This is a genomic window from Streptomyces sp. NPDC048441 (genome assembly GCF_043200235.1).
GTDB lineage: Bacteria > Actinomycetota > Actinomycetes > Streptomycetales > Streptomycetaceae > Streptomyces.
Genome location: NZ_JBICXM010000002.1, coordinates 12,319 through 37,366 on the forward strand (window position 1 = coordinate 12,319; position 25,048 = coordinate 37,366).

20 protein-coding genes, 1 tRNA gene and 4 pseudogenes are annotated in these 25,048 nt (G+C 68.2%); 9 read left to right on the top strand and 16 right to left on the bottom strand.

Going from position 1 to position 25,048, the window contains the following annotated elements:
- Positions 1 to 500 precede the first annotated feature (500 nt).
- A complete protein-coding gene (locus ACGFSB_RS04385; RefSeq protein ID WP_393393913.1) occupies positions 501 to 3,725 on the top strand; it encodes an RHS repeat-associated core domain-containing protein in 3,225 nt (1,074 codons plus the stop codon).
- A gap of 446 nt (positions 3,726 to 4,171) precedes the next feature.
- On the opposite strand, the gene ACGFSB_RS04390 is transcribed toward ACGFSB_RS04385, so the two are convergent.
- Positions 4,172 to 4,354, bottom strand: a complete 183-nt coding sequence (locus ACGFSB_RS04390) for a hypothetical protein (protein WP_393393915.1) — start codon at positions 4,352 to 4,354, stop codon at positions 4,172 to 4,174.
- On the opposite strand from ACGFSB_RS04390, the pseudogene ACGFSB_RS04395 reads away from it, so the two are divergent.
- Positions 4,322 to 5,315 (top strand): annotated as a pseudogene (locus ACGFSB_RS04395) (integrase core domain-containing protein); the annotation flags it as partial. The gene ACGFSB_RS04390 and the pseudogene ACGFSB_RS04395 overlap by 33 nt on opposite strands.
- A gap of 297 nt (positions 5,316 to 5,612) precedes the next feature.
- On the opposite strand, the gene ACGFSB_RS04400 reads toward ACGFSB_RS04395, so the two are convergent.
- From ACGFSB_RS04400 to ACGFSB_RS04410, 3 genes and pseudogenes are all read right to left on the bottom strand, one after another.
- Positions 5,613 to 6,905, bottom strand: coding sequence for a GNAT family N-acetyltransferase (locus ACGFSB_RS04400; protein WP_393393917.1), 1,293 nt, complete (start codon positions 6,903 to 6,905; stop codon positions 5,613 to 5,615).
- 324 nt (positions 6,906 to 7,229) lie between these two features.
- The gene (locus ACGFSB_RS04405) at positions 7,230 to 7,622 is read right to left on the bottom strand and encodes a serine hydrolase (protein ID WP_393393920.1); all 393 of its coding nucleotides are present in this window, start codon (positions 7,620 to 7,622) and stop codon (positions 7,230 to 7,232) included.
- Between the two features lie 46 nt (positions 7,623 to 7,668).
- Positions 7,669 to 8,557, bottom strand: a pseudogene (locus tag ACGFSB_RS04410) (integrase).
- On the opposite strand from ACGFSB_RS04410, the gene ACGFSB_RS04415 reads away from it, so the two are divergent.
- Positions 8,474 to 8,851: a hypothetical protein gene (locus tag ACGFSB_RS04415; RefSeq protein WP_393395846.1), complete on the top strand. Its 378-nt coding sequence runs from the start codon at positions 8,474 to 8,476 to the stop codon at positions 8,849 to 8,851. The pseudogene ACGFSB_RS04410 and the gene ACGFSB_RS04415 sit on opposite strands and share 84 nt — an antisense overlap.
- A gap of 241 nt (positions 8,852 to 9,092) precedes the next feature.
- On the opposite strand, the pseudogene ACGFSB_RS04420 reads toward ACGFSB_RS04415, so the two are convergent.
- From ACGFSB_RS04420 to ACGFSB_RS04430, 3 genes and pseudogenes are all read right to left on the bottom strand, one after another.
- A pseudogene (locus ACGFSB_RS04420) lies at positions 9,093 to 9,461 on the bottom strand (CRISPR-associated helicase Cas3'); the annotation flags it as partial.
- Positions 9,416 to 10,246, bottom strand: a complete 831-nt coding sequence (locus ACGFSB_RS04425) for an HD domain-containing protein (RefSeq protein WP_393393922.1) — start codon at positions 10,244 to 10,246, stop codon at positions 9,416 to 9,418. The pseudogene ACGFSB_RS04420 and the gene ACGFSB_RS04425, both read right to left, overlap by 46 nt.
- A gap of 351 nt (positions 10,247 to 10,597) precedes the next feature.
- A tRNA-Pro gene (locus ACGFSB_RS04430) sits at positions 10,598 to 10,671 on the bottom strand.
- Positions 10,672 to 10,801: 130 nt separating this feature from the next.
- Between ACGFSB_RS04430 and ACGFSB_RS04435 the strand changes: the two genes are divergently transcribed.
- Positions 10,802 to 11,560 (top strand): transketolase, encoded by a 759-nt coding sequence (locus ACGFSB_RS04435; RefSeq protein ID WP_393393924.1) that lies wholly within the window; start codon positions 10,802 to 10,804, stop codon positions 11,558 to 11,560.
- A gap of 93 nt (positions 11,561 to 11,653) precedes the next feature.
- Positions 11,654 to 12,595, top strand: a complete 942-nt coding sequence (locus ACGFSB_RS04440) for a transketolase family protein (protein WP_393393926.1) — start codon at positions 11,654 to 11,656, stop codon at positions 12,593 to 12,595.
- Here ACGFSB_RS04440 and ACGFSB_RS04445 read toward each other — a convergent pair.
- The 3 genes from ACGFSB_RS04445 to ACGFSB_RS04455 all read right to left on the bottom strand — a co-directional run bounded on the left by ACGFSB_RS04445 (position 12,561) and on the right by ACGFSB_RS04455 (position 15,604).
- A complete protein-coding gene (locus ACGFSB_RS04445; RefSeq protein WP_393395717.1) occupies positions 12,561 to 13,913 on the bottom strand; it encodes an MFS transporter in 1,353 nt (450 codons plus the stop codon). The two genes, ACGFSB_RS04440 and ACGFSB_RS04445, sit on opposite strands and share 35 nt — an antisense overlap.
- 171 nt (positions 13,914 to 14,084) lie before the next feature.
- Positions 14,085 to 14,465, bottom strand: coding sequence for an MmcQ/YjbR family DNA-binding protein (locus ACGFSB_RS04450; RefSeq protein ID WP_393393929.1), 381 nt, complete (start codon positions 14,463 to 14,465; stop codon positions 14,085 to 14,087).
- A gap of 89 nt (positions 14,466 to 14,554) precedes the next feature.
- Positions 14,555 to 15,604: an alpha/beta fold hydrolase gene (locus ACGFSB_RS04455; protein ID WP_393393932.1), complete on the bottom strand. Its 1,050-nt coding sequence runs from the start codon at positions 15,602 to 15,604 to the stop codon at positions 14,555 to 14,557.
- A gap of 139 nt (positions 15,605 to 15,743) precedes the next feature.
- Between ACGFSB_RS04455 and ACGFSB_RS04460 the strand changes: the two genes are divergently transcribed.
- A complete protein-coding gene (locus ACGFSB_RS04460; protein WP_393393934.1) occupies positions 15,744 to 15,878 on the top strand; it encodes a transposase in 135 nt (44 codons plus the stop codon).
- A 269-nt stretch (positions 15,879 to 16,147) separates the two neighbouring features.
- On the opposite strand, the gene ACGFSB_RS04465 is transcribed toward ACGFSB_RS04460, so the two are convergent.
- Together ACGFSB_RS04465 and ACGFSB_RS04470 are read right to left on the bottom strand one after the other, a co-directional pair.
- Positions 16,148 to 16,441: a DUF1330 domain-containing protein gene (locus ACGFSB_RS04465; protein WP_393393937.1), complete on the bottom strand. Its 294-nt coding sequence runs from the start codon at positions 16,439 to 16,441 to the stop codon at positions 16,148 to 16,150.
- Positions 16,442 to 16,553: 112 nt separating this feature from the next.
- Positions 16,554 to 16,691: a hypothetical protein gene (locus ACGFSB_RS04470; RefSeq protein WP_393393939.1), complete on the bottom strand. Its 138-nt coding sequence runs from the start codon at positions 16,689 to 16,691 to the stop codon at positions 16,554 to 16,556.
- A 405-nt stretch (positions 16,692 to 17,096) separates the two neighbouring features.
- Between ACGFSB_RS04470 and ACGFSB_RS04475 the strand changes: the two are divergent.
- The 3 genes and pseudogenes from ACGFSB_RS04475 to ACGFSB_RS04485 form a co-directional block, all read left to right on the top strand.
- Positions 17,097 to 17,186: pseudogene (locus tag ACGFSB_RS04475) on the top strand (IS5/IS1182 family transposase); the annotation flags it as partial.
- A 247-nt stretch (positions 17,187 to 17,433) separates the two neighbouring features.
- Positions 17,434 to 20,997 (top strand): ThuA domain-containing protein, encoded by a 3,564-nt coding sequence (locus ACGFSB_RS04480; RefSeq protein WP_393393941.1) that lies wholly within the window; start codon positions 17,434 to 17,436, stop codon positions 20,995 to 20,997.
- A 55-nt stretch (positions 20,998 to 21,052) separates the two neighbouring features.
- A complete protein-coding gene (locus ACGFSB_RS04485; RefSeq protein WP_393395720.1) occupies positions 21,053 to 21,922 on the top strand; it encodes a sugar phosphate isomerase/epimerase family protein in 870 nt (289 codons plus the stop codon).
- On the opposite strand, the gene ACGFSB_RS04490 is transcribed toward ACGFSB_RS04485, so the two are convergent.
- From ACGFSB_RS04490 to ACGFSB_RS04505, 4 genes are all read right to left on the bottom strand, one after another.
- A complete protein-coding gene (locus tag ACGFSB_RS04490) occupies positions 21,892 to 22,539 on the bottom strand; it encodes a GNAT family N-acetyltransferase (RefSeq protein WP_393393944.1) in 648 nt (215 codons plus the stop codon). The genes ACGFSB_RS04485 and ACGFSB_RS04490 overlap by 31 nt on opposite strands.
- Positions 22,536 to 23,099: a helix-turn-helix domain-containing protein gene (locus ACGFSB_RS04495; RefSeq protein WP_393393947.1), complete on the bottom strand. Its 564-nt coding sequence runs from the start codon at positions 23,097 to 23,099 to the stop codon at positions 22,536 to 22,538. Before ACGFSB_RS04495 ends, ACGFSB_RS04490 begins: the two co-directional genes overlap by 4 nt.
- Before the next feature lie 64 nt (positions 23,100 to 23,163).
- The gene (locus tag ACGFSB_RS04500) at positions 23,164 to 23,973 is read right to left on the bottom strand and encodes an ABC transporter ATP-binding protein (protein ID WP_393395722.1); all 810 of its coding nucleotides are present in this window, start codon (positions 23,971 to 23,973) and stop codon (positions 23,164 to 23,166) included.
- A 41-nt stretch (positions 23,974 to 24,014) separates the two neighbouring features.
- The gene (locus ACGFSB_RS04505; RefSeq protein WP_393393950.1) at positions 24,015 to 25,043 is read right to left on the bottom strand and encodes an ABC transporter substrate-binding protein; all 1,029 of its coding nucleotides are present in this window, start codon (positions 25,041 to 25,043) and stop codon (positions 24,015 to 24,017) included.
- Between the last annotated feature and the right edge of the window lie 5 nt (positions 25,044 to 25,048).

The following is a 25,048-nucleotide window of genomic DNA, read 5'->3' on the forward strand; positions in this document are numbered from 1 at the left end:
ACGCCCTCAACATCCGCCATGAGTCACCGCAGGACGTACGCCGCCGGTAAGGGATGTTCGCGGCAGTTCCTGAACGGCACACCAAGATCGGATCAAGATTCACTCCCCTTCTAGAGCGGGATCATGTCTCGGGCTTTGCTTGCACCAATCGAAGCGAGTCGCCACCACCTGTGCCTGATGTGGACTTTGTGAATCCGGGGACAAGTAGGGGCTCGCTTCAGGCCGAAGCTCGCGGTAGAGGCTCCATTGCTGGTGGTTGCGCTGCGAAGTGCCCACCGCAGCCACATGGAGGGCCACTTGTCGCTTTCGTGGCAAAGATCGGGGCTGAAACACCAGGCAACCAAAGGGAATCTGTGTGCGATTTTCGTGTGGCGCTGGTTAGCGTGCGCTCACCCAGTGGCCGTGGGGGTCACTGGGTGACTTCCTGAGGGAGAAGCATGTCTTCACGCACCACAGGAACACCGCACAGACGTAAGTCGATTCGCGCAAGACACACCGCCATGGCCGCCTCCGTCGCAGTGGCGCTGATGGTTGGAGTAATGCCCGCGGCCTTCGCCCAGGGCGACCCCGGCGGCCCGTCCTCGGCCTGGGGCAAGGACGGCACCAAGGCGGAGATGCCGCCGGTAAAGGTCGGCAAGACCAAAGCACCGGCATCCGTCCAGGAGCGCGAGCCTTCTCCGGAATTAGTTCGGTGGCGCGCGGAGCAGAAGCAGCGCGCTCGCACCGCGACCGGGGAACGGGCGCGCGCGGCCAAGGCGCTGGAAGCAGTCGTGCCCAAGGGCCAAGGCCAGGTGCCCTGGCACCAGATCTCGGACGTCCGGGTGACGGACTCCCTGGTGGCCCGGGTCAACTACTCCACCGGCAACCTGATGCTCGCGGCCACCGACTTCCAGATCGCCGGGGTCGACAAGTCGCTGCAGCTCACGCGGACGTACAACTCGCTGGACGCTCCCTGGGGGAAGGTCTCGCAGCGCTGGTGGCAGGGCTACGAGCGCTACCTGCAGATCGAGACCGACAAGGTGGTGCTCTACGACGCCACCGGAGCGTCGATCTCCTTCACCAAGAAGGCAGATGGCACGTTCACCACCCCCGAGGGCTACCGCCTGGACCTGAAGAAGACCTCCAGCGGCGACTACACAGTCACCGAGCGCGGCTCGGGCACGAAGGACACCTACAGCGCGGCCGGCACGCTGGTGAAGGTCAGTGACCGCAACGGCGGCAACATCGTGGTCGAGCAGCACGACGATGGCACCGAGCACAAGGGCTTCAAGCTCACCGAGTCCCGCTCGGGCCGCTCGATCGACCTCACCAAGACGAACGCGTCGCAGTGGCAGGCCAAGGACAATGCAGGCCGCACCGTCGTCTACGACCTCAACGCGACCGGGGATCTGGCGAAGACCACCGACGCCGAGGGCAAGGCCACCAGCTTCGGGTACGACGCGGACCGCCGCCTGACGAAGATCACCACACCCGAGGGCCGGGTGACCGTCTTCACCTACGACAGCCAGAACCGTGTCACCTCAATGAAGAGGGCGACTACCTTCGACGGGTCCGGCGAGAGTGGCCCCACCTACCTCTACGACTACTCGGCGGACACGCCGAATCCGGCGGGCACCACCACGGTGACCGACCCGGTCGGCGACACGACGACGTACCAGCACGCTGCCGATGGTGAGATCACCAAGGTCACCGACGCCCTGGGCCGTTCGCGCGACCGCACCTATGACGCAAACCGGAACGTGGCGACTGCGACGGACGCACTGGGTGTGGGCGGCACGCCGGGCAATGTGACCGCCTACGGCTGGGACGGCCGGTCGAACCCGACGTCCTTGAAGCTGCCGACCGGCGCGACCTCCTCGCTGACTGCCTACCAGACCATCGCCGGCGCTGACGTGCCCGGCAAGGTCTCCACAGCGGACGGCGTGTCCGTCAGCTACAGCTACGACAGCGCGGGCAACACCACCAAGGAGACGGTCGCAGGAACCGAGGGCGGCAGCCGCTCCTTCTCCTACAACCCCGCCACCCCCACCTGCGGCGGCTTCGAGGGCCAGCGGTGCGAGGCGAAGGACGCCAACCAGAACGCCACGAAGCTCTCCTACGACGCCAAGGGGAACCTGTCCAAGGTCACCCCTCCAGGCCCCGTGGGCGCGACCAGCTACACCTACGACAGCCTGGGCCGACCGGAGACCTCCACCGACGGCCGCGGCATCAAGACCGTCTACGTCTACGACCAGCACGACCGGATCACCAAAGTCTCCAGCACGAACACCACCGTGACCTACGCCTACGACGGGGACGGCAACCTCAAACAGCGCTCCGACTCCACCGGCATCACCAAGTACGACTTCGACCCGCTGAGCCGGGAGACCGTCCGCACCCTCCAGGACGGCTCGCAGACCGTGCTCACCTACACGGCAGACGGCAACGTCGAGACGTACAAGGACCCGTCCGGCACCGTCCGCTACACCTACAGCAAGACCAACCGTCTGGAGTCGCTGACCGACCCCTTCGGCCAGAAGACGGGCTACGAGTACAACGCCAACGACGCCCGCACCAAGATCAGTTACCCGGGTGGCACCGTCCAGTCCATCAGCCGCGACAAGTCCAACCGGGCCACAGCCATCAAAGCCACCTCGCCCAAGGGCACCCTGATGGACCTCGCCTACACCTACGCGTACACCAGCGGCAGCACCACCAAGGACGGCACGAAGATCCGCACCCGGACCGACGCCGCCGCAGGGCTGAAGCGAACGTACGACTACGACTCGGCCGGGCGCCTGACCTTCACCAAGGAGACCAAGGGCACGGCGACCAACAACAGCTGGCTCTACTGCTACGACGGAGCAGGCAACCTCACCTCGCAGGGCACGGCGGCCGGGTGCCCGGGCGGCTCCACCTACACCTACAACGGCGCCTCGCAGATCACCGGCAAGAACGGCTCGACCACGAACTGGTCCTACGACCAGGCCGGGAACGAAACCGCTGCAGCCCCGACCGCGGAGACGACCCGCACAGGGGGCGAGTGGAGCGACTTCTCCCAGCAGACGTCGATCACCCAGGGCGGCACCACTTACAAGGGCCGCTACGCCAGTACTGACAATTCCGAGCGCACCCAGTTCGGCAGCACCGCCTTCCACCACGGCCCGCTCGGTCTCTCGTCCCAGACCACCGGCGGCGTGGACACGAACTTCACCCACGAAGCCGACGGCACCCTCAACTCCTTCCGCACCCAAGGCAAGACGTACTACTACCTCGCGGACGCCATCGGCACAACCGAGGCCGTGGTCAACGCCGATGGCGAGAAGGTCAACAGCTACACGTACAGCCCGCGCGGCGTCACCACGGCCGACGAGCAGGTTCCCCAGCCGTACCGCTTCGCCGGGGGCTACCAGGACCCGACCGGGCTCTACCACCTCAAGGCCCGCTTCTACGACCCGAACGTCGGCCGCTTCACCCAGCCCGACCCCTCGGGCCTGGAGACCAACCCGTACCTCTACGCCTCGGGTGACCCGACCAACCGGATCGACCCCGCGGGCTTGTTTGACTTTGGCAATTTCATGGGGGGACTCGGTTCAGCGGTGGTCGCTGTCGGATCAGGGATAGTTACTGTCAGCACTGCCCCCGCATGCGTCACCGTCGTGGGCTGCGCGCCCACCCTCATCGCGGGCGGCACTACGATCGCTTCCGTAGGAGCCTCCTACGCGTTCTTCAAGGACACCTTTTAGTGACCAGCGATTCCAAGAAGCGAGCCGCTGCCGGAGTCGGCATCCTGGCCTTGGCCGGGGTGGCATTCGGCATCGCAGCTCTGACCGGAGTTAGCCCTGGCTACGTCCTGATGGCCGTAGGGGGCACGGCCATCGTGGCCGGACTCGGTATCGCACTCGCAAGCCGCCTGCGAAGGTAGCAGTTAGATCGTCGGCTTTGCGGCCCGCGCCCGTACCCCAGCAGTTGGGGGGGGCGGGCGCGGCGTCCTGCCGGAGGGCGCTACGACCCATGCCCCTTGGTGCACCGGGATGCCAGGCCAACACCGCCTCACCGACCCCGAGCACCTCACGCGGGCACTACGCCGGTGATGTGCGAGGGCTCAGGAGTTGCTTGACGCTGTGTCCTCAGGACTTGATTGACGTGGTGGGCGGGACTGTCGGCTCGGCCATTGCGCCTGCCGATAATTTCATCCGCGCAGTTCGTGAGCGTCTTCGACGGTGCGGCAGGATAAGCACTCGTGCTGCTTCGTCTCGCCTACCTGACCATCACCAACACGTTCGCCGCGCTGCGACTGCTGCCGCTGAGCGACCGCGACAAAGACGCGGAAATCCTTGCCCTGCGCCACCAGATCACCGTCCTGGAACGACAACTCGGTACGGACCGGATCAAGTTCACTCCCGCCGACCGGGCGTTCCTCGCCGCGCTACTGGCGCCCCTGCCCCGCCAGAGCATGCGTCGACTCCGGTTACTGATCCGGCCCGACACCGTGCTGCGCTGGCACCGCGATCTGATGAAGCGGCGCCATGCCCGCACATGCCGGCCGAAGAGACCGGGCCGGCCACCCACCATCCGTTCGATCCGCGCACTCGTCCTGCGTCTGGACTGTGAAAACCCCTCCCTGGGGCTACCGCAGGGTGCACGGCGAGCTCGCCACCCTCGGTATCAAGGTCGCTGCCTCCACCGTCTGGGAGATCCTGTCGTCTGCAGGCATCGACCCGGCGCCCGACCGGACCGCCACCACCTGGGCCGACTTCCTGCGCTCACAGGCCGACGCCCTCTTGGCCTGCGACTTCATTGAGACCGTCACCCTGACCGGGCAGCGTCAGTACATCCTTGCAGTGATCGAGCACGCCACCCGACGCGTCCGGATCCTCGGCACCACCGCCCATCCCACCGCAACCTGGGTCACTCAGACCGCCCGCAACCTCACGATGGACCTGACAGACCCCAACGTCGCCGTCCGGTACCTGATCCGGGACCGGGACGCGAAATACCCTGCCCTCTTCGACCAGATCCTGGCCGACGCCGGCATCCGGGTCGCGCTCACGGGCGTCCAGGTGCCGCGTATGAACGCCCTCATGGAGCGGTGGGTACAGACCTGCCGCCATGAACTGCTGGACCGCACCCTCATCTGGAACGAGCGCCATCTACGCCACGCGCTCCGCCAGTTCGAACTGCACTACAACACCCACCGGCCCCACCAAGCGATAGACCAGACAGCACCCCTACGCGCCACCCCCGAACCACTCCCCCACGCACAGATCACCAAGTTGAAGGTACGCCGGAGAGACCGCCTCGGCGGAGTCCTGCACGAATTCCAACATGCCGCTACCAACATGCCGCCTGAACAGCGCGGATGGAGTTTTCGGCAGGCGCAGTGTTCCGCGGGTCAGGACGGACCTCCAGGTCAGGATGTCGTCCTCTCCGCCGACGCGGGGTGTTTCGGGGGGCCTCGCCAGCGGCGTTCGTGGACAAGCGCTTCGAAGGCAGGAGACGCTGGCACCTGGCAGTCAGCAACTGCCTGCAAGACGGGCGCCGTACTCCGGCAGCGAACTGCCGCCAAGGGACACGGCGGGCTGGCCGAAGCCTCCGGAAAATCGGCAGAGTTTCCGGAGGCTTGTGCTGGGTCAGAACCGGGCGTGGGTGGTGATGTCCGACTCGAACTGGTTGATCATCTGAGGCGTCACCGTGGGACGGCATTGGGCGATCGCCTCCAGGTAGCCCGCCGTGGTCGCTCCCGGCAGTGCCTCCACGGCGGCCATCTGCCCGCCGACCGAGACCAGATCGCGCTCGAAGGAGTTTTGGGCGGCGATCCGGGCGGCGTGCTCGATGTCGGCGGGCGTGAACAGGTCACTCGCTGCCACCAGTTCGTCGACGTCCGCCTCAGGCCTGCCGTCGGTGTAGCGCGCCCAGATCGCCGCCCGGGCGGCCTTGTCCGGTGTACCGATCGGGATCAGATAATCGAAACGGCCGGGACGCAGGAAAGCCGGGTCCAGAGAGCGAATCGAGTTCGTCGCACACACCAGGAGCCGCTCGTCGCGCTCCCGGAAGCCCGGGATGAGCTTGAGCAGTTCGTTGGTCACCCCGTGCATCCCGCCGGGCTGCGCCGGTTCTTGGCGGACCGGTGCGATCTCCTCGACCTCGTCGATGAAGACCAGGACTCGTTCCAGTTCGGCGATGGCCGCGAATGCGGAGCGCAGCGCGGCCGCCAGATTGCCCCCGTCGGCCAGCCGTGAGGGCAGGATCTCCACGAACGGCCAGCCGAGCCGCGAGGCGATCGCACGCGCGAAGGTCGTCTTGCCGGTACCCGGCGGGCCGAACAGGCCCACTGCCCTCGGCGGGCGCACACCGTGGAGCGCCGCACGCTCCGGTTCGGCAAGCGGAAGCACGACCCGTCGTTCGATCAGGTTCTTCTCACGCTCCATGCCGACGACCTTGGCCCACAGATCACCGGGCAGCAGCCGGCCGCCGAGGTCGTCGAGGACGCTGGCGGCGGGCCCGTGCACCGGCTCGACCTTCTCGAAGTAGGCGACGGCAGGCCGACGGGTGTAGCCCGCGTTGAGGAGTCCATCGCCGAAAAGGTCCTCCTCGGGCAGGACATAGGCGATCCGCCCGACCCGCGCGGTGACCAGGCGGCGCTCCAGCTCGACCAGGAGTGCACTGGCCAGGCCGCGTCCCCGCCAGGCCGGGGCGATCGCAATCCGCATCACCCAGGCCCGCTCCCCCGCCACGCAGGCGAGGGCCATCCCGATGGGCAGGCCCTGGTGGACAGCGACGACGCCCGGCTGGCGGGATGTCAGGGCACTGATGCATTCCGCCACGGAGAAGACGGATTCCTGGCCGAGCTCGGCCGTGGTGTCTATCAGGTGGACCACCGCGGCGAGATCGCTCTCGCGGTAGTCATGGATCAGCCAGTTCACAGGGCCCGCCCCTCGATCGTTCTCGTTGCCGCGCCGGTGCGGCGAGGCTAGAGGCGCGGGAGGTCACCAGTCGTGTGCCACAGTGCACAAGGCACGAGGGGGCGATGCTACGAACCGTCACTGGGCGCACGTGCGCCGAGCGTGCACGACGTCCCGGGCCACAGCAGTTCGTCGGGCCGGACACAGGAGACGAACAGGACACCGAGCGTGAGCGGGACTGGCGTTCAGGGCTGACTCGATGGCCGCTATGTGCCGACAGGTCGGCGCGGACGACGGCCTGTCCGAGGTGGCCGGCCACCATGCCCGCACCGACGGCCCTTGTCGTCAGGCGCGGCGTCGTAGCCGCTCAGCAATGCCATGAGTCAGCTTCATCTGATCGTCCTCAAGGTTCCACTTCCCCTTCTGGTACGCCTGATTGCTCACCCAGAACACCATGATCCTGTTGCGGCGGAACTCCGCGACCGTCGCCAGCGACCAATCGTTGCCCCCGTCGTGCCAGGCGACCCGGCCGTCATCGGAGTCGACGACGACCCAGCCATAGCCATAGGCCCCGTCCAGCTCCGGCACCCGCACCTGCGGGACGAACAGTTTCCGCTTCGCGGTGCCGGACAGGACGCTGTTGCCGGTGAGGGCGCGATGCCAGCGGAACATGTCCCGGGCCGTGGAGAGCATCCCGCCGTTGCCGCGCAGATTCCAGGACGGGCCGTCGGCGCCCACGGATGGTCCATCGGCACTGTGGGTGCCGATTTCTCATCCGGCCTGGTCAGGCGGCGTGTTGGTACTCGTGGAGCACTCCCCCGAGCCGGTCCTTCCGACGGATGCCCAGGTGATCCAATCGGGCTCGTTCGACGATTGGATCGGGCAGCAGTCGCCGCGGGGCAGCGCTGCGGAGCGTGCGGTGGGGGCTCGTTGTAGAAATGTTCGAACTCGCGGAGTGCGTGCAGGAGGTGGGCCTGGTTCCAGATCAGGGTCCGGTCCAGGACTTCACGCTTGCAGGTACCCACCCAGCGCTCCAAGATCGCGTTCATCCGCGGTGTCTGGATGCCGCTGAGGACGACCCGAAGCCCGGCGTCGGCCAGGACAGCGTCGAACGCGGCGGTGAACTTCGAGTCCCGGTCCCGGATCATGAACGTGGCTCTGCTGCCGGCGTCCTGTAGGTCCATGACGAGGTTGCGGGCGAGCTGGGTGGTCCAGTCAGCCGTGGGCCCATTGGTGGCGCCGAGGATCCGGATACGCCGATTGGCGTGCTCGATCACGGCGAAGACGTACAGCCGCGTGCCAGCCAGGGTGCGGGTCTCCAGGAAGTCGCAGGCCAGCAGGGCATCGGCCCGGGAACGCAGGAAACCGGCCCAGGTGGTGCGGTCCCGCTGCAGCGCGCGGTCGATGCCGTGCTCCCTCAAGATCTCCCATACCGTGGAAGCGGCGGTTCTGATGCCCAAAGCTGCGAGTTCCCCGTGAATTCTGCGGTAGCCCCACGAGCTGTTCTCCCGAGCCAACCGCAACACCAGGGCCCGGATCGAGCGCAGGGTCCGCGGCCGACCGGGGCGCTTGGGTGCACACGTCGCGGCATGCCGACGGTTGAGCAGATCACGGTGCCAGCGCAGAATCGTGTCCGGGCGCACCACCAACTGGAGTTGACGCAGCTTCGCCATCGGCAGGTGGTGCAGGAGCGCCGCCAGCAGCGTGCGGTCGCCCGGAGTGAACACCGGCTTGCCTGCCTGACGGTCCAGGACAGCGAGCTGGTGCCGCAGTGCCAGGATTTCCACGTCCTTGTCGCGGTCGCCCATCGACAGCAGGCGTATGAGGGCGAAGGCGTTCGTCATCGCAAGGTAAGCCAGTCGCAGCACAGGACAAACCTGCCGCCCACGGGCCACGACCCGGCGATCGGACCGGCTCCGAACCGAGCCATTCCGGCGCGCAGGCTCGAACGGCCATCAGGCCGCTGACCTGGCCGGACGGATAATCGGCACCCACAGACCTTTCCGTTGGCCGCCAGGGGGTCAAGCACGACCAGGCGGGGGCTTGATTCAGCGGCCCAGGCGGGACGCCGCCGCCCGCCGGGTCGGCCGTGCGCCGCCCACCAGGTCTCGTGTCGCCAGCATCGCCCGGCCCGCTGCAGCAGCAAGGCCAGGGGGCCAGATCGCTGACTACTACGTCGGCGTCAAGGTCGAGCGACTGCTCCACGACCTGCGTGGCCACGATGATCCGGCGCTGCGGCCTGGGCCCGTTGCGGCCCATCCCGGACGTGACGCTCTGGGTGCGTGCCTCGCGGACATCGCCCGGGAACCGGGCGTGCAGGAGTTGCAGATCATCGGCGGCCAGGCCCTGCCCCTCAAAGTGCGCGCGGAGCCGGGTGTACGTCGCCTGTGCCTCCCCCACGGTATTGCACACCACGAGCGCGCAGCCGCCCTGCGTGACCAGAGGTTGCAGGCAGCGCTCGATGACCGCAAGTCGGCTGCCCACTCCTTCCCTGGGGCCGTCGGTAACCGGCTCCACCTGGACCTGCAGGGTCATGGAGCGCTGAGCCGCCTGCTCCGCCTGTCCGCTCTTCGACATCTCCACGCGGGATACCTTGGCCTCTGCCACCTCCTGGGCATCCACATACAGCCAGCCCGGGTAGGGCGCTTTGAACGACGGAATACGAACCCTCGTGTCCCAAAGGCAGCAGACAACACCCGCTCGGCTTCCAGCGCAGCCTCGCTCTTGCCATCCCCCGGCGCGGCAGTAACAAGCAGGATCCCCACCTTCCCAGATGCCGCTCCCTGCTGGGGAATCGCGCGGGCGAGGTCTTGTGCGATCGATCGCTGCAGCGGGTTGGGCTCCCCGTCGATTCCGTACGCCTCCGCGAACGGCTTGCGCTCCAACTCCGCCGGTAGCAGCCCGGCCTCCCGCACCAGGCGTTCCGTCTCAATGCTGACCTCGGCGAAGTGCTGCTCCAGAGGGACATGCAGGCGACCCTGTCGCCGCGCAAGGAAGTGTTCCTGGCTGACCAGCCAATCCGCGAGGATCACGACCCCCGTCACCAGCACCGCCACGGGTGCCTTGAACTGCGTCGGCGGCTGAGGGGATCGGAGCGCCTTGAACACCGTCTCTGCGTGAGCGGCCCGCTGCCGCTTCCACGTCGAACCGCCCAAGAGTGCCTGGTAGTGCGGAGCATCGGTCACGTCGCGTTCCAGACGGAAGAACCGTCCGTGATGCCCTCCGATAATCTCCGCGACTCGGTCGACCGCCCCGCGTTCAGCCGTGCCGTCGCCGAATCCGAGCGCCGCAGGTGCCGCCGCCCCGGCAAGGGGACCCACAGGAGCAGTCGCCCCCAGCCCCTCCCCGCCTACGACCTGCACAGCATCTCGCTACAGCGTTCAACCTCTGGATGCCGTGCGCACCAAGACACGGAGCCCGCACAGACAAGGGGTCGGCAAAAGCCGTCAAGGGGTCGAGTGGGAGCGCAGCCCCTTGACCAATATTCGGACAAGGGGGCGAAGGGTGAAACCCCTTGACGCCCACGCCACGTCACGCAGCGCAGATTCTCCGTGGGAGCGACCGTATCGGGTGACCCGCGGTCGACCGTCGGTTGACGTCGCTCCCAGACTCCCGCTCCCAGGGAGCACAGGGAGCGGCTCCCCGCTCCCAGAATTGCTCCCAAATACCAAGAAGGGGCCACCCGAAGATGGCCCCTACCTGCGACGTTTCCGTCGGGACGACAGGATTTGAACCTGCGACCCCTTGACCCCCAGTCAAGTGCGCTACCAAGCTGCGCCACGTCCCGGTGCCCGTATGACCTGGGGTTTCCCCTGGCCGAACGCGCACCGAAACAATACCGCACTCCAACCCGTGATCGCTCACGCCTTTCGCGCCCTGTTGACCTCAAGCTCACTTGAGGTTGCACGCTCTCTGTCATGACGACGACAACCGAACGCGAATACAGGTACGGCTACGGGCACGGGCACGAGCACGGGCACGGATACCCAGACCTGTCCCGCCTCATGAAGCTGATGACAGGAGACGAGAAGCACGGTCCCGCCGCGACGTCCACCCTCGACGTGCTTTGGGTGCTCTACGACCGGGTGCTCAGGGTCACACCCGAGCGCGTGGACGACCCGGAGCGCGACCGGTTTCTGCTCTCCAAGGGGCATGGGCCCATGGCGTACTACGCCGTACTCGCCGCCAAGGGCTTCGTTCCCGTCGACTGGCTGGAGGGGTTCGGGGCGTATGACTCGCCCCTCGGGCACCACCCGGACCGGGTGCTCGTGCCGGGGGTCGAGATCGGGAGCGGGTCGCTCGGGCACGGGCTGCCGCTCGCGGTCGGGACGGCGCTGGGGCTCGGCGCTCGGGGGATCGACGACGCGCGGGTGTGGGTGCTCGTGGGGGACGCGGAGCTGGACGAGGGCAGCAATCACGAGGCCATCGCCTTCGCCGGGCCGTCCGGCCTCGAGCGGCTGCACACCGTCGTGATCGACAACGCCTCCGCGCGACATGCGAGGCCCGGCGGTATCGCCGCGCGTTTCGAGGCCGCCGGATGGTCCGCCGAGACCGTCGACGGGCGTGATCACGAGGCTTTGCACGCGGCGTTCACCGCGCCTCATCCAGGTCGGCCGCGGGTGGTCGTGGCCCGGGTCGAGTCGAAGTGGGCTGCGAGTGAGTCCAGCGCCGACTGACCTGCAGACGGCCACCCTGGCCGTTGGTGGGTTGGGTTCTTCTTCAGTTTCTACCGGCTTCAGTTCCACCTTCTATCGGAGGGTTTTCCTGCCATGGACACCATGCGTGATCGCTTCGCCCCCGTCGTCTCGCGGCTGCTCGACGAAGATCCGCGCGTCGCCGTCGTCCTCGCCGACATCGGTACGGACGCCTTCACCGAGACGCAGCGCAAGCACCCGGACCGGGTGATCAATGTCGGGATCCGGGAGCAGCTGCTCGTCGGGGCGGGCGCCGGGCTCGCCCTCGCCGGGCTGCGGCCGGTCGTGCACACCTTCGCGAGCTTTCTCGTGGAGCGGCCCTTCGAGCAGCTCAAGCTGGACTTCGGGCACCAGGATGTGGGCGGGGTGCTGGTCAGTGCTGCCGCCTCGTTCGACTGGCCGTCCGGTGGCTATACGCATATGTCGCCGGGGGACGTCGCGCTGCTCGACACCCTGGACGGCTGGACCGTGCATGTTCCCGGGCATCCTGACGAGGCCGAGACACTGCTGCGGCACGCTGTCGCCGCAGGCGACGACAAGGTGTACGTCCGGCTCTCGGTGCAGTCGAATTCCCGGGCTCTGCCGGTCGACGGGGCACGGTTCCGCACTGTGCGTGAAGGGCTCGGCGGGGTCGTGATCGCTGTCGGGCCGATGCTGGACAACGTACTCGCCGCGAGTGAAGGGCTTGATCTCACCGTGCTGTACGCGACCACTGTGCGGCCCTTCGACGGCGAGGCGCTGCGCAGGGCCGCGGGGGCCGCAGGGGCCGCGGGGGCCGCGGGGGCCGCCGCAGCCTCCGATGTCGTGATCGTCGAGCCCTATCTGGCCGGGACCTCCACCGCCGCCGCGAACGACGCCCTCGCCGATGTCCCGCACCGCGTCCTCGGGCTCGGCGTCGGCCGGCGTGAGCTGCGCCGCTACGGGCAGATCGATGAGCACATGGCCGCGCACGGGCTCGACGCCCGGTCGCTGCGGGAGCGGATCACCGGTTTTCTGGGGGCGCGGGCTCTCGTATAGCCGCTTCGTGTGCTGGCCCTCCGGTCGTTGCCGTCTCCCGAGGCGGGCGAGCTCCAGGGCCCGTTCCACCGCCCGATGCGAGGGCCCTCGTGTCCACCCTCACCAGCCCTCGTATCGCCGGTACCGAAAGCATGGCCAGGCAGACCACGATCGTCGTCACACCACCCGTGAGCAGCACCTTCTCCGCGCCGAAAGCGCTCGCCGCGGGCCCCGCGAGCGCCTGGCCGACCGGCAGCAGCGCGATCGATCCCGCGACGTCGTACGCGTGGATGCGGTTGAGGACGTCGGGCGGTACCTGTGTCTGGACGCTCGTCGCCCACATCACGCCCCAGAAGGAGAGCCCGGCGCCCGCGACCGCGGCGCCGGCCGCCATCAGCGGGACGCCGAACTGGGCGCCGACGGCCGCCGGGAACGCGCAGTAGCCGATCAGGGCGATGGAACCGGCGCGGAGCATCCGGCGGGGGCGCAGGCGCAGGGCTACCAGGCCGCCGAGTACGGTGCCCGCGCCCAGGGCGGAGTTCACCAGGCCGTACGCGCCCGAGCCGTGCTCCTGCACTACGAGGGTCGCGACGAGTGGCGTCAACGGGCCCGTCGTCGTGATCATCAGGACGCAGAAGATGGCGATGACGCCCCAGAGCCACGTGCGGGACCTGAACTCCCGCCAGCCCTGCACCAGATCGGCCCGGAAGCCGCTGCTGTGCGGGAGCGAGCCGGGGAGTGCGGGCGGCAGCCTGAGCAGGAGGAGACACAGGGCGCTCAAGCCGTACGTTCCCGCGTGCGCGGCGAAGACTGCGCCGGGCGATGCGAAGGCCACGAGGACACCGGCGACGGCAGGACCCGTCAGGGCCGCGGCCGACTCCGCGACGCGTATCGCGCCGTTGGCCTTCTGGACGTCGGTGGCCAGGCGCGGGACCGTGCTGGCGACGCCGGGCTGGAAGATGGCCCCAGCCGCGCCGTTGACCGCGCCGATCACGCAGATCTGCCATAGGACGACGTGCCCGGAGAAGAAGAGGACCGCGGCGACCGACTGCGTGCCGAGCCTGGCCAGGTCGGCGCCGATCATCAGCAGCCGCGTGCTGAAACGGTCGGCGAAGACCCCGCCGAAGATCACCAGACCCGCGAAGCACACGGTGGTGGCGGCCATCGCGAGGCCGACGGCCCCCGCCCCGTATCCATGCTGAAGAAGCCCCGCGGCGAGCGCGACGGGCAGCATGGTGTCGCCCAGCTTGGCCACGGTCCGCGCACCGAAGAAGAACCCGAAGTCCCGCGACCAGATGCTTGTCCGGCCGTCGGCGGCGGTGGCCGTACGCACACTCATGCGGTCGGCAAGAGACCGCTCCCCGCCCTCTTCGACCCCGTCACCTGACGGCACCCTTGTCCCCTCCCCCGGCGGCGGCGCCGGGCCCGTCGTCCCAACGGACCCCCGCCCTCCACCCCTGCCTGGATCATGCCACGGCGCACTGACAGCGGCCGATCTCTTTTCGCTCGCCTAGTTCGCCGGCGGCAGTCCCAACTCCGGGTAGGAGTCCAGGAGTCGGGTGGGGGCGGCCTGGCGCCAGGAGTCGGCGAGGATGTCGGTCAGTTCGTCCGTGTCGAGGGCCGCGAGGCGTGCGCGCACCCAGGCGAACATCGCCTCGTGGTCGGCGATCCAGAACTTGGCCGGCTCCGCGAGGACCAACTCTTCGCGCTCCTCCTTCGGGCATCGCACCGCGATGGACGTCTCGTCCTCGGGAAGCGTGGCGAACATCTTTCCGGCCACCCGGAAGGTGGGCATGCTCCAGGCGATCTTCTCCGTCGTATCCGGCAGGGCCAGTGCGATACGGCGCACATCATCGCCCGTGACCTGGGCCTTGGCATGAGCTCGAGACATGCCATGAACGGTAGCCAATGCCACTGACAGCGGCCCCCACAGCACCCCACAGCACAGCACCCCACAGCGCCCCCGGCCACCCGGTCAGGTCACAGCACCCGCTTGTCCAGCCAGCTCCGCAGGTCCTCCTGCACCTCGTCCCTGTTGGTCTCGTTGAGGATCTCGTGGCGTGCTCCCTCGTACCCCTTCCAGGTGAGGTCGTCCACGCCCACGTAGCGGAAGTCCTCCAGGAGTTCGTGTACGAGCGTCATGCCCTGGTTGCAGGGGTCCTCGGTGCCGACTGCGATGTGGACGGGCAGGTCCGCCGGGATCCGGGCCAGGTTCCGCGGGTCGTTCATCTTGCGTACGGCACGCACCCAGTCCAGGCAGAGCCCGGCGGAGAACGGGAATCCGCAGCGCTCGTCGGCCACGTACACATCCACCTCGCTCTCGTCGCGGGAGAGCCACTCGAAACCGGTGCGGTGCGGGTACGGGTCGTTGAAGGCGGCGAAGAGCTCGGGGAGGTAGGAAGAGAGCGCCGCACGGCCGTCGTCGGCGATCTCGCGCTCCAGGCGGGCGATCGACTCCTCGGTCTCGACTCCGGGCAGGGAGCGGAAGGTTCCGGAGAGGATCAGGCCCGCGAGGCCGTCGGCGTACTCCTGGGCGTAGTCCCGGGCCAGATGCGAGCCCATGCTGTGGCCGAGCAGGAAGAGGGGGGTGCCCGGGTGGAGGGTGCGTACCTGATCGCCGATCGCCTTGAGGTCGTCGACCATGGCGCGCCAGCTGTCGGCGTCGGTAGAGGCATCGGTAGAGGCATCGACGTCGGTAGAGGCGTCGGTAGAGGCGTCGACGTCGGTAGCGGCATCCACCGCCGCAGCAGCCGACGCACTCGTCACGCCATAGCCGCCAGTCGCCTGCGCCGTGGCGCCATGGCCCCGGTGGTCGGAGGCGATCACCCCATAGCCGTGCGCCGTCAGGTGGCGCGCGAACCGGTCGTAGCGCAGGGCGTGTTCGCCCGCGCCGTGCGCGATCTGCACGAAGGCGCGCGGCCTGCCGCCGTCCGGCAGCCAGGTGTACGTGGCGACGGGTACGCCGCCCGCCGCGTTCACGAGTCCGGCGGTGTACGCGGCGGGGGCGGGTGTCGAGGTGCTGTCAGGCATTGCGGGAGGCTCCCCTGTACGGCGATAAGGCTGGGCATTATGGCTGGGCGATGAGGCTAAGGCTTGTCCCGCGATGTTGGTCGACGCCTGGGTAGGGGCGGAACGTAGTCACCGTGCGGGGAAGCGTGGCGGGGAGGCCGTGCTGATCGACGGCACCCTCATCCCCACCCGCCGCCGCACCGGCAAGGACAACGGCAAGAACTATTCGGGGAAGCACAAGCGCCACGGCCTGCACGTCCTCGCGCTCACCGACGAACGCGGACGCCTGATCTGAATCTCCGCCGCGAGGCCCTGACGCACCCACGACATCACCGCCGCCCGCCACGACCACATCGTCGAGCACCTGAAAGCCGCCGGCCGCGCCCCCGTCGAGCACCGCTTCGCGCACCTGAAGACCAGGCGCATCCTCACCGAATCCGCACGATCCCCGCCCGCCTGCCACACCAGCAGCCACACCAGCAGCCACACCAGCAGCGGCACCAGCAGCGGCACCAGCGAAAACCAAGATGGTGGATCTTCAGTGAAGCTACGACTGGACCTCGGTCAGTCGATGCCTTCGACGATGCGGAAGTCGCGCTCGACGCCATCGGAGAGGACGGCCAGCGCCTCCTGGTAGGCCGCACTCTCGCGCGCCGCGACGGCCTGCTCGAAGCTGTCGAACTCGACCAGGATGGTGCGCTCGGCGATTCCGGCGTCATGCGCCACGACCCGATCGCCACGGGTGAAGGTCCGACCGCCCCCGGCCTTGACGGCCGGACCGGCCAGCTTGGTGTAAGCAGCCAGCTTCTCAGGGTCTGAAATGGTGCGGTAGACGCTGACCCAGTAGCCCTTGGGCATAGAACCTCCAGTGTTGGCAAGAACGCATCTGACTTACGGGTTGGTCTCGGACGGGCGTCAGCGGGCGAGAGCGAGGCTTGTCAGCGTCGTGATCGCCATGGCGCCGATGCCATCACGCCAGCTCCGGGTTGCGGTGCGGTACGCGGGACAGCGCGAGTGGCTCATGCGGCACACCCGGCCGCATCCATCGGCGGAGCGCCCGGTCGACGTCGGCGGTGCAGTGCGGGGTGAGCGGTTCGATGCGTGGCATCTCGGCACCTCCTGCTTCGCTTTTCGAATCACTATGACGCTTCGAGAACCGAAGCGCAAGGAATGAGCAAGGAATGAGCAAGGAATGAGCAAGGAATGAGCATGGAAGCCAGAGCGCCACGTCCGGGTGTGCCGGTGCGGGGGTCCGAATCGGGTCGTCCAGTGATGGCCGCACTCGACCTGCCCGGACGGCGTTGGACGATGCGGATCCTGTGGAAACCGAGTCAAGCTCCGCCCGGCTTGCGTGAGTTGCAGCGCCGATGCGAGCGCATGTCCTCCAGCGTGCTCAGTACCCGGATCGAGGAGCTGTTTCCGGCGCCCGCCTGCTCGCCCTGGACTGGACGGCGATGGCTACCGCCTCACCCAGCTCGGCAAGGATCTTGTCGAGGCGCCGAGCCCGCTGGCTGAGATCCTGCGTGACTGCCGCCTCAAGGGGGTCGGCGTTCCTCACGTGATGAGCGGCATCGCTCGACCGCACAACCTCGCCCTTGCTGGATCGGCCGACGGGACCCAACCGCCCACTGCCCCGCACACGGCGCCTCATACCAGCGCCCCGTAGCGACTCCCTTCTCACGCCAGGCCCTTCCGACCCATTGACCCTCCATCAGGGCGGAACCTACGCTGAACAACGCGCAGGAGAAAGCGCTTTCTAGCCAGTATCCACGCAACGAGCAACGAGCAACTCGCACTCACCGCACACCCGGCTACCGGCAGCCGTCCACCCGCCCAGCCCAGGGAGCGCCATGAGTTCCACGAGTTCCACCGTGCCAAGAACGGGTACGGGTCCCACCGCACTCAGACCCCTGCTCGCACTCAGACCCCTGCTCTCACACAGGCCCCTGCTCGCACACAGACCTCTGCTCGCGATCATCGCCCTGCTCGCCCTCGTCATCGGCCTCGGCCTGACCTCCCCGCCCCGCGCGACAGCCCAAGCGGATCCGACGGCCGCAGCGGCCCCCTTCCGCGTCCTGGTCTTCTCCAAGGTCACCAACTTCCCCCACGACTCGATCCCCGCGGGCGTCGAGGCGATCAAGAAGCTGGGCAGCGAGAACGGCTTCGAAGTGGAGGCCACCGACGACGCGGCCGCCTTCACCGACGCCAATCTCGCCCGCTTCCAGGCCATCGTCTTCAACAACACCAACTCCACCCCGGAGAAGGGCGATCTGCTCGACGCCGCGCAGCGCACCGCCTTCCAGAAGTACGTCCGTGGGGGCGGCGGCTGGGTCGGTCTGCACGCGGCATCGGCCAGTGAACGGGACTGGAGCTGGTACGAGGGTCTGGTCGGCGCGATCTTCGACAAGCACCCTGAGGTGCAGACCGGCCGGATCAAGGTGCTCGACCATGCGCACCCCTCCACCAAGGGACTTCCCGAACTCTGGGAGCGTACGGAGGAGTGGTACAACTGGCGCGCCAATCCGACGGGGAAGGTGCACACGCTCGCGCAGGTCAAGGTGCGCGACGGCGTCACCGGGCTCGACGAGGGCGTCGACCAGCCGTGGTCCTGGTGCCAGAACTATGACGGCGGGCGCTCCTGGTACACGGCGGGCGGGCACGCAAAGTCGGCCTTCCAGGAAGAGGGCTTCCTCAAGCACATCCTCGGCGGCATCGAGTGGGCCGCGGGCAACAAGTCCGGCGACTGCACCGCCACCAAGACCGGCGCCTTCCAGCGCACGCCGCTCGCCACCAACGATCTGGCCGACCCGTTCGAGCTGGCCGTCGCCCCCGACCGCCGGGTGTTCTTCATCCAGCGCACCGGGAAGCTGAAGATCATCGACCAGGAGTCGCTGAAGGTCTCCACGGCGTACGACTTCGACTACACCCCCGAGATGACGAGCCAGTCGGACGGCCTTCTCGGCCTCGCGCTCGACCCGAAGTTCAAGGACAACCACTGGGTCTATCTCCTGAATTCCGACAAGACCGAGAAACGGATCAATCTGTCCCGGTTCACGGAGGCGGGCGGAAAGGTCGATCCGGCGACGGAGAAGCGACTCCTGACCATTCCCACGTGGCGTGGCGAAGGCCGGGCGAACTCGCACATGGCGGGCTCGATCGCCTTCGACAAGAAGGGCGACCTGTACGTCGCGACGGGCGACAACACCGATCCCTTCGCCTCGGACGGATTCAACCCGATCGACGAGCGCGAAGGCCGCCGCGCCTGGGACGCGCAAGGCACCGCGGGCAATACGAACGACCTGCGGGGCAAGGTCCTGCGCGTCACACCGAAGGACGACGGGACGTATTCCGTGCCCGAGGGGAATCTCTTCGCGGCGGGGACCGACAAGACGCGTTCCGAGATCTACGCGATGGGCCTGCGCAACCCCTTCCGGATCACCACGGACCCACTGAGCGGCGCGCTTCTCGTCGCCGACTACGGTCCCGACGCGAAGGCGGCCGTCGCCGACCGCGGCCCCGAGGGGACGGTCGAGTACGACCGCGTCACCAAGGCGGGCAATTACGGCTGGCCCTACTGCATCGGCGACAACACCCCGTTCAACGACTACGACTTCGCGACGAAGAAGTCGGGCGCGAAGTTCGACTGCGCGAAGATCGTGAACGATTCGCCGAACAACACGGGCCTGCGCGATCTGCCCCCGGCCAAGGCCGCGAATGTCTGGTACGCCTACTCCGCCTCCAAGGAGTTCCCGGAACTCGGCACGGGCGGCGGCGGCCCGATGAGCGGTCCCGTCTACGACTACGACGCGGACAACACATACAAGACGAAGTTCCCCGAGTACTTCGAGGGGAAATGGTTCAACTACGAGCTGACACGGCAGTGGTTCAAGGTCTTCTCGATGCAGGAGAAGGACCAGACATTCACCGATCCGCGCTTCGAGCCCGCGAAAGCGGGCGATCTTCAATCGGTCAACTCCATCTTCCCCGACATGAAATGGAACCAGCCGTTCGACGCCGACTTCGGTCCTGACGGTGCGATGTACGTCATCGACTTCGGTCTCGGCAGCGGCACGGGCCGCGGCGGCAGCAACGAGGGCGCGGGCATCTACCGCATCGACTACGTGGCGGACGGAAGGCTCCCGGACGCCCGCGTCTCGGCCACCCCGGACAACGGCGCGACCCCGCTCGAGGTGAAATTCTCCAGCGCGGGTTCGGGGCTGCCGGACAACAAGCCCGTCACGTACGCGTGGGACTTCGACGGGAACGGCACGACCGACTCGACCGAGGCCAGCCCGAAGCACACCTACACCAAGAAGGGGCAGTTCAGCGCGCGCCTGAAGGTCACGGGCGCGGATGGGCTCAGCGGCCTGGCCGTGCAGGAGGTCACCGTCGGGAACACCCGGCCCGTGGTGACCATCCAACAGCCGCCCAATGGAGGGACCTTCAGCTTCGGGGACACGATTCCGTTCAAGGTGAAAGTGACGGACAAGGAGGACGGGCCGATCGACTGCAAGCGGGTCGTCGTCCAGTCCCAGCTCGGCCACGACACCCATCTGCATCCGCTGGACAACTACACCGGCTGCGCGGGCGAGATCGTGACGGACGCCGGGGACAGCCATGGGCCCGGTCAGAATCTCTACTACGGGGTCACGGCCCAGTACGAGGACAAGGGCGCGGCCGGAGTGCCCGCTCTGACGGGTTCCTCCTCGCTGACCCTGCGGACCTCCTTCCGCGAGGCCGAGCACCGCACCGCGACCGGCGGCGCGCACGAGGGTGCGGTCACCGGTGACCGCACGGACGCGTCCGGCGGCAAGCGGCTCATCGAGATCGAGGACGGGGACTGGGTCTCCTTCGACCCCGTACATCTCAAGGGTGTCGACTCCGTGACGGTGGGGGCAGCTTCGGCCGGGCTCGGCGGCGACGTCGAGTTCCGCGCCGGGTCTCCCACGGGCGAGCTGCTCGGCAAGGTGAGCGTGCCGAACACGGGCGGCTGGGGCAACTTCGTGTCGCCGACCACTGAACTGGCCGACTACGACGGCACTACGAAGCTGTACGCCGTCTTCACCAACCCCGAGTGGTCCGCCGACAAACCCGATCTCCTCACGGTCGACTGGCTGCGCTTCAACGGCCCCGGAGTCGAGAAGAACGCCGGCGCGAAGGTGACGGTCAAGGCGGCCCCGGAGAGCGGCACAGCGCCCCTCGCCGTCAAGCTCACGAGCACGGTGAAGCTCCCGGAGGGCCGCACAGCGGCCTCGTACCACTGGGACTTCGGCGACAACTCCAAGCCCGGCAGCACCGAGAGCGGCAGCGCCGAGCACGCGTACGCGCGCGCGGGGACGTACACGGCCCATCTGACCGTCACCGACGACAAGGGCGACACGACGACCGGCGCTGTCCGGATCACGGCGAAGTGAGGGGTCAGCCATGACAGCTACGACAGCTACGACAGACATGACAGACATGACAGACATGAAGAGAACCGGCCTGAACGGGACCAGACGAGCCTTTCTCGGTACGTCGATGGGGCTCGCGGCAGCCGTCGGCACCGCACTGCCCGCGCGCGCGGGTGAGGCGTCCCGGCGCAGGCGCATCCCGCGCGGCGGCATCGGTATGCATCTCTACACGATGCGCAATGCCCTCGCGCAGGACTTCCCTGGCACCCTGGAGCAGCTCGCGGAGATCGGCTACGCCACCGTGGGCGTGAGCGGGCGGCACGGGTACGGCGCGGCTGACATCCGGCGGATGCTCGACGCGGTGGACCTGCGGGCGGTCCTCGAGCATGTCGCGTACGACACGCTCAAGGGCGGCGGCCTCCCCCAGGCGCTGGAGGATCTTCACACCCTCGGCGCGAAGTGGCCCGTCGTCCCGAGCCTGCCCGGCGCGCTGCACACGCCGGACGGATTCCGCGAAGCGGCACGGGAGTTCAACCGCATCGGGCAGGCCTCGCGCGACGCGGGCCTCGGTCCGGTCCTGTTCCACAACCACGGCACGGACCATGTGGTGGTGGGCGGCACGAGTCTGTACGACATCCTCGTCGCCGATACGGACCCGCATCTGGTCAGCTTCGAACTGGACGTGTACTGGGCGACGAAGGGCGGCGCGGATCCGGCGGCGTACTTCGTACGCCATCCGGGACGGTTCCCCGCGCTCCATGTGAAGGACATGGCGCCGAACGGCGACTTCGCCGACGTCGGTTCGGGGACGCTCGACTTCGCCGCGATGTTCGACCACGCGCGCGTGGGCGGCGTGAAGCAGTGGCTGGTGGAGCACGACAGCCCCGCTGATCCGTTCGCCACGGCACGGAACAGCTACGCGTATCTGGCGGCGCTGCGGTACTGAGGTGCCGGATCCGGCGGCTGGACGGGCCGGTCCGGCTCGTCCAGCTGATCCCGCTCATCCGGCTGGGGTGCGCCCGAACCGCTCATCTTCTTAAAGAAGAGTGTCGTCGGGTGGAGCGCCCCGGCCGGGTCGGCCGCGTAGTCGGGGATGACCCCGGCCGCCGTCCACCCCCCGGAACGGTAGAGGGACTCGGCGGGACTGCCGGTCTCCGTGTCCAGGACCAGGAGGGTCACGCCCGCGTCGGCCGCCGCGTGTTCGGCGGTGGCAAGGAGGGTGCGGGCGAGGCCCCGGCCGCGTGCGCGGCTGTGGACCATCAGCTTGAGGATCTCGGCACGGTGCCTGCCGTTGGGCTTGTCCACGAAGCCGACACTGATGGTCCCGGAGACCCGCTGCCCGGCGTCGTCCCGGGCGGCCCAGACGGCGAGCCGCCCACCCGCCACCGCAGGGGCCAGGCCGCGCCACCAGTCGGCGGCGGCCTCCCGGTCGAGGGGCGCGAGGAAGCCGAGGGATGATCCGCCCTCCACGACGTCGGCGAGCAGCTCGGCCAAGTCGTCGGCGGACTCGATGAGTTCAGCTGAGGAAAGGCGCGTCACCACCCGCTTCGACAGGGCCCTCATCGCGCGATCACCACCAGGGCGTACCGCACGGCCCGCTCCCCCACGCACCGGAAGCGCGTCGGCCCCCACAGCCGGAACCGCAGACAGTCTCCTGCGTCGAGGGCATGTGTCTCGCCCTGGACGGTGACCTCCAGCGTCCCGTCGAGCACCCAGATGTGCTGCTCGATGCCGGGCACGGGAGGCCGGTCGTAGGCGACGTCCGCGCCCGGCTCCAGGCGGCCCTCGACGAGTTCACCGCGCAACCCCGCGTGCGGCGGCGACACCGACCGCCGTACGAAGCCGGATGCGCTGTCCGTCCACATGCTCTGCTCGCCCGCGCGCAGCAGCTGTGCGGGCTCGGCCTCCACCTCGCTCAGGAGCTGCGACATGGTGCGCTCGTAGACGGCACAGAGCCGGTTCAGGAGGGACGCGGTAGGGCTGATCTCCGCGCGCTCGGCCCGCGACAGGGTGGAGCGGCTCACGCCGCTGCGGTCCGCCAACTCGCCGAGCGACCAGCCGTGTTCCGCGCGCAGCTCGGCGAGGCGGGCGGCGAGGCGGCCGTCGACGCCATCGTGTTCCATATTTGGCACGCTATCCCAGATATGAAACGTGCGGCAAGTCCCCTGCGCCTGCCGCGCACATGCCTCACTCGTGCGCGGTCGCCGCCCCCAACAGGCTCCGGATACGCCCCGTGGCCTCGCGGAACTCGGCCGTCGCCAGCGTCGTCGCGTACGCACGCTCGGGAGGCAGACCGACGTCGATGATCTCCGTCACCGTGCCGGGGCGCGGGCTCATCACGACGACGCGGTCCGCCAAGTAGACGGCCTCCGCGATCGAATGGGTCACCAGGAGCACGGTGGTCCCGGTCTCGCGCCAGATCCGGTTCAGCTCGACGTTCATCTGCTCGCGCGTGAGCGCGTCGAGCGCGCCGAAGGGCTCGTCCATGAGCAGCACCGGCGGCTCGTGCAGCAGGGCGCGGCAGAGGGCGACGCGCTGTTGCATCCCGCCGGACAGCTCGTGCGGATAGGCGTCTTCGAAGCCTCCGAGTCCGGTCATGCGGATCAGATCGTCGACACGCGCGCGTGCCTCGGCGCCGGGGATCCTGCGCATCTCCGCCTGGAGCAGGATGTTGCGGCGGGCCGAGCGCCAGTCCAGGAGGGCGGCGCGCTGGAAGACGTAGCCGATGTCCCGCCGGGGCCCGCGCACCCGCTCGCCACCGAGGAGTACGTCGCCCGACGAAGGGGTGAGCAGTCCCGCGACCAGCTTCAGGAGAGTGGACTTGCCACAGCCCGATGGCCCGACGATCGCGACGAACTCGCCGGCGGCGACATCGAGCGAGACCTCCTGCAACGCCGTGACGTCCTTCTTCTTCGTACGGAAGCGGACGGCGACGTCGTCGAGCCGTACGGCGGGCGCCGCCCCCTCCCCCGCCGGCGCACGCACCCCGTCGCTCATCTTCTTGAGAGTCGCATCCTTCGTCATTCGTCCGCCGCCCCTCAGCCCTTGATCCCCTTGGCCGCGTCCCAGTACTCGGCGACGGGCTTGGCCTTCTTGACCAGGCCCGCCTTCGAGAAGACGTCGATGGTCTGCTGCCAGTCCGCCTCGGTGTTGGCGCCCGGCGCCTTCCCTTCGGTGGCGTCGGTGTGGAGCAGGGTCAGGGTCGTCTTGAACTGCTCCGACAGCACGGATTCCGGGGGCAGTTGCTCGGACGCGCCCTCCATGGCGGCGACCGCGGGCTGCGGGCTCTTCTCGGCGGCCGCCCATGACTCGCTCACGGCCGTGGTCATGCGCTTGGCCAGATCACCCCTGCCCTGAAGGGTCTTGGGCCCGGCGATGAGGCCGTTGGAGTAGAAGTTGAGGCCGTTCTCCGAGAAACGCAGATACGAGACGTCCTTCTTGGCCTTGTTCTGCATCGTGGGGCCCTGGTCGCTCGCGTAGCCGAGCAGCGCGTCCGTCTTGCCGGAGATCACCGCGGCGATCTTGCCCGCCGGGTCGGTGTTCTGGACGTTGACGTCGGAGACGTCCATGCCGTTCTTCTCCAGGAAGATCGGGAAGGTCTTGGTGAGCGCGTCGCCCGCCGTGCCCGCGATCGTCTTGCCCTTGAGGTCGGCGGGCGCCTTGATGCCCTGCGCCTCGAAGTACTGCACGGAGGCGGGTGTCGTCTGCAGGAAGACGCCGAGGCTCTTCACCTTGACGCCTTGGTCGACGCCCGCGAGCACAGCGGGCGTGTCCGCCCAGCCGAAGTCGGTCTGCCCGGCGCCGGTGGCCTGCACGGTCTTCTGCGAGCCCTGGCCCGCCCTGATGTCCAGGTCGATGCCGTGCTTCTCGAAGATCTTCTGCTGCTTGCCGTAGTAGAACGGCGCGTGTTCGCCGTACGGATACCAGTTGAGCGTCAGCGTCACCTTGTCGAGCTTCTTGCCGGAATCGCTGGTGCTCGTCTTGTCGTCATCGCCGCCGCAGGCCGTCGCGGTCACCGCGACGAGGGCCAGGGGGACGAGGCCGGGGAGCAGTCTGCGCGCGTGCATGGGCG

What these genes read in the sequence shown, in the direction of transcription:
- ACGFSB_RS04415 (WP_393395846.1), top strand. Translation starts at nt 8,474, where the DNA reads ATGCCGACGGTTGAGCAGATCACGGTGCCAGCGCAGAATCGTGTCCGG.
- ACGFSB_RS04440 (WP_393393926.1), top strand. Translation starts at nt 11,654, where the DNA reads ATGGACACCATGCGTGATCGCTTCGCCCCCGTCGTCTCGCGGCTGCTC.
- ACGFSB_RS04445 (WP_393395717.1), bottom strand. Translation starts at nt 13,913, where the DNA reads ATGAGTGTGCGTACGGCCACCGCCGCCGACGGCCGGACAAGCATCTGG.
- ACGFSB_RS04470 (WP_393393939.1), bottom strand. Translation starts at nt 16,691, where the DNA reads ATGCCACGCATCGAACCGCTCACCCCGCACTGCACCGCCGACGTCGAC.
- ACGFSB_RS04480 (WP_393393941.1), top strand. Translation starts at nt 17,434, where the DNA reads ATGAGTTCCACGAGTTCCACCGTGCCAAGAACGGGTACGGGTCCCACC.
- ACGFSB_RS04505 (WP_393393950.1), bottom strand. Translation starts at nt 25,043, where the DNA reads ATGCACGCGCGCAGACTGCTCCCCGGCCTCGTCCCCCTGGCCCTCGTC.
- ACGFSB_RS04465 (WP_393393937.1), bottom strand. Translation starts at nt 16,441, where the DNA reads ATGCCCAAGGGCTACTGGGTCAGCGTCTACCGCACCATTTCAGACCCT.
- ACGFSB_RS04450 (WP_393393929.1), bottom strand. Translation starts at nt 14,465, where the DNA reads ATGTCTCGAGCTCATGCCAAGGCCCAGGTCACGGGCGATGATGTGCGC.
- ACGFSB_RS04455 (WP_393393932.1), bottom strand. Translation starts at nt 15,604, where the DNA reads ATGCCTGACAGCACCTCGACACCCGCCCCCGCCGCGTACACCGCCGGA.
- ACGFSB_RS04485 (WP_393395720.1), top strand. Translation starts at nt 21,053, where the DNA reads ATGAAGAGAACCGGCCTGAACGGGACCAGACGAGCCTTTCTCGGTACG.
- ACGFSB_RS04385 (WP_393393913.1), top strand. Translation starts at nt 501, where the DNA reads ATGGCCGCCTCCGTCGCAGTGGCGCTGATGGTTGGAGTAATGCCCGCG.
- ACGFSB_RS04495 (WP_393393947.1), bottom strand. Translation starts at nt 23,099, where the DNA reads ATGGAACACGATGGCGTCGACGGCCGCCTCGCCGCCCGCCTCGCCGAG.
- ACGFSB_RS04435 (WP_393393924.1), top strand. Translation starts at nt 10,802, where the DNA reads ATGACGACGACAACCGAACGCGAATACAGGTACGGCTACGGGCACGGG.
- ACGFSB_RS04500 (WP_393395722.1), bottom strand. Translation starts at nt 23,973, where the DNA reads ATGAGCGACGGGGTGCGTGCGCCGGCGGGGGAGGGGGCGGCGCCCGCC.
- ACGFSB_RS04490 (WP_393393944.1), bottom strand. Translation starts at nt 22,539, where the DNA reads ATGAGGGCCCTGTCGAAGCGGGTGGTGACGCGCCTTTCCTCAGCTGAA.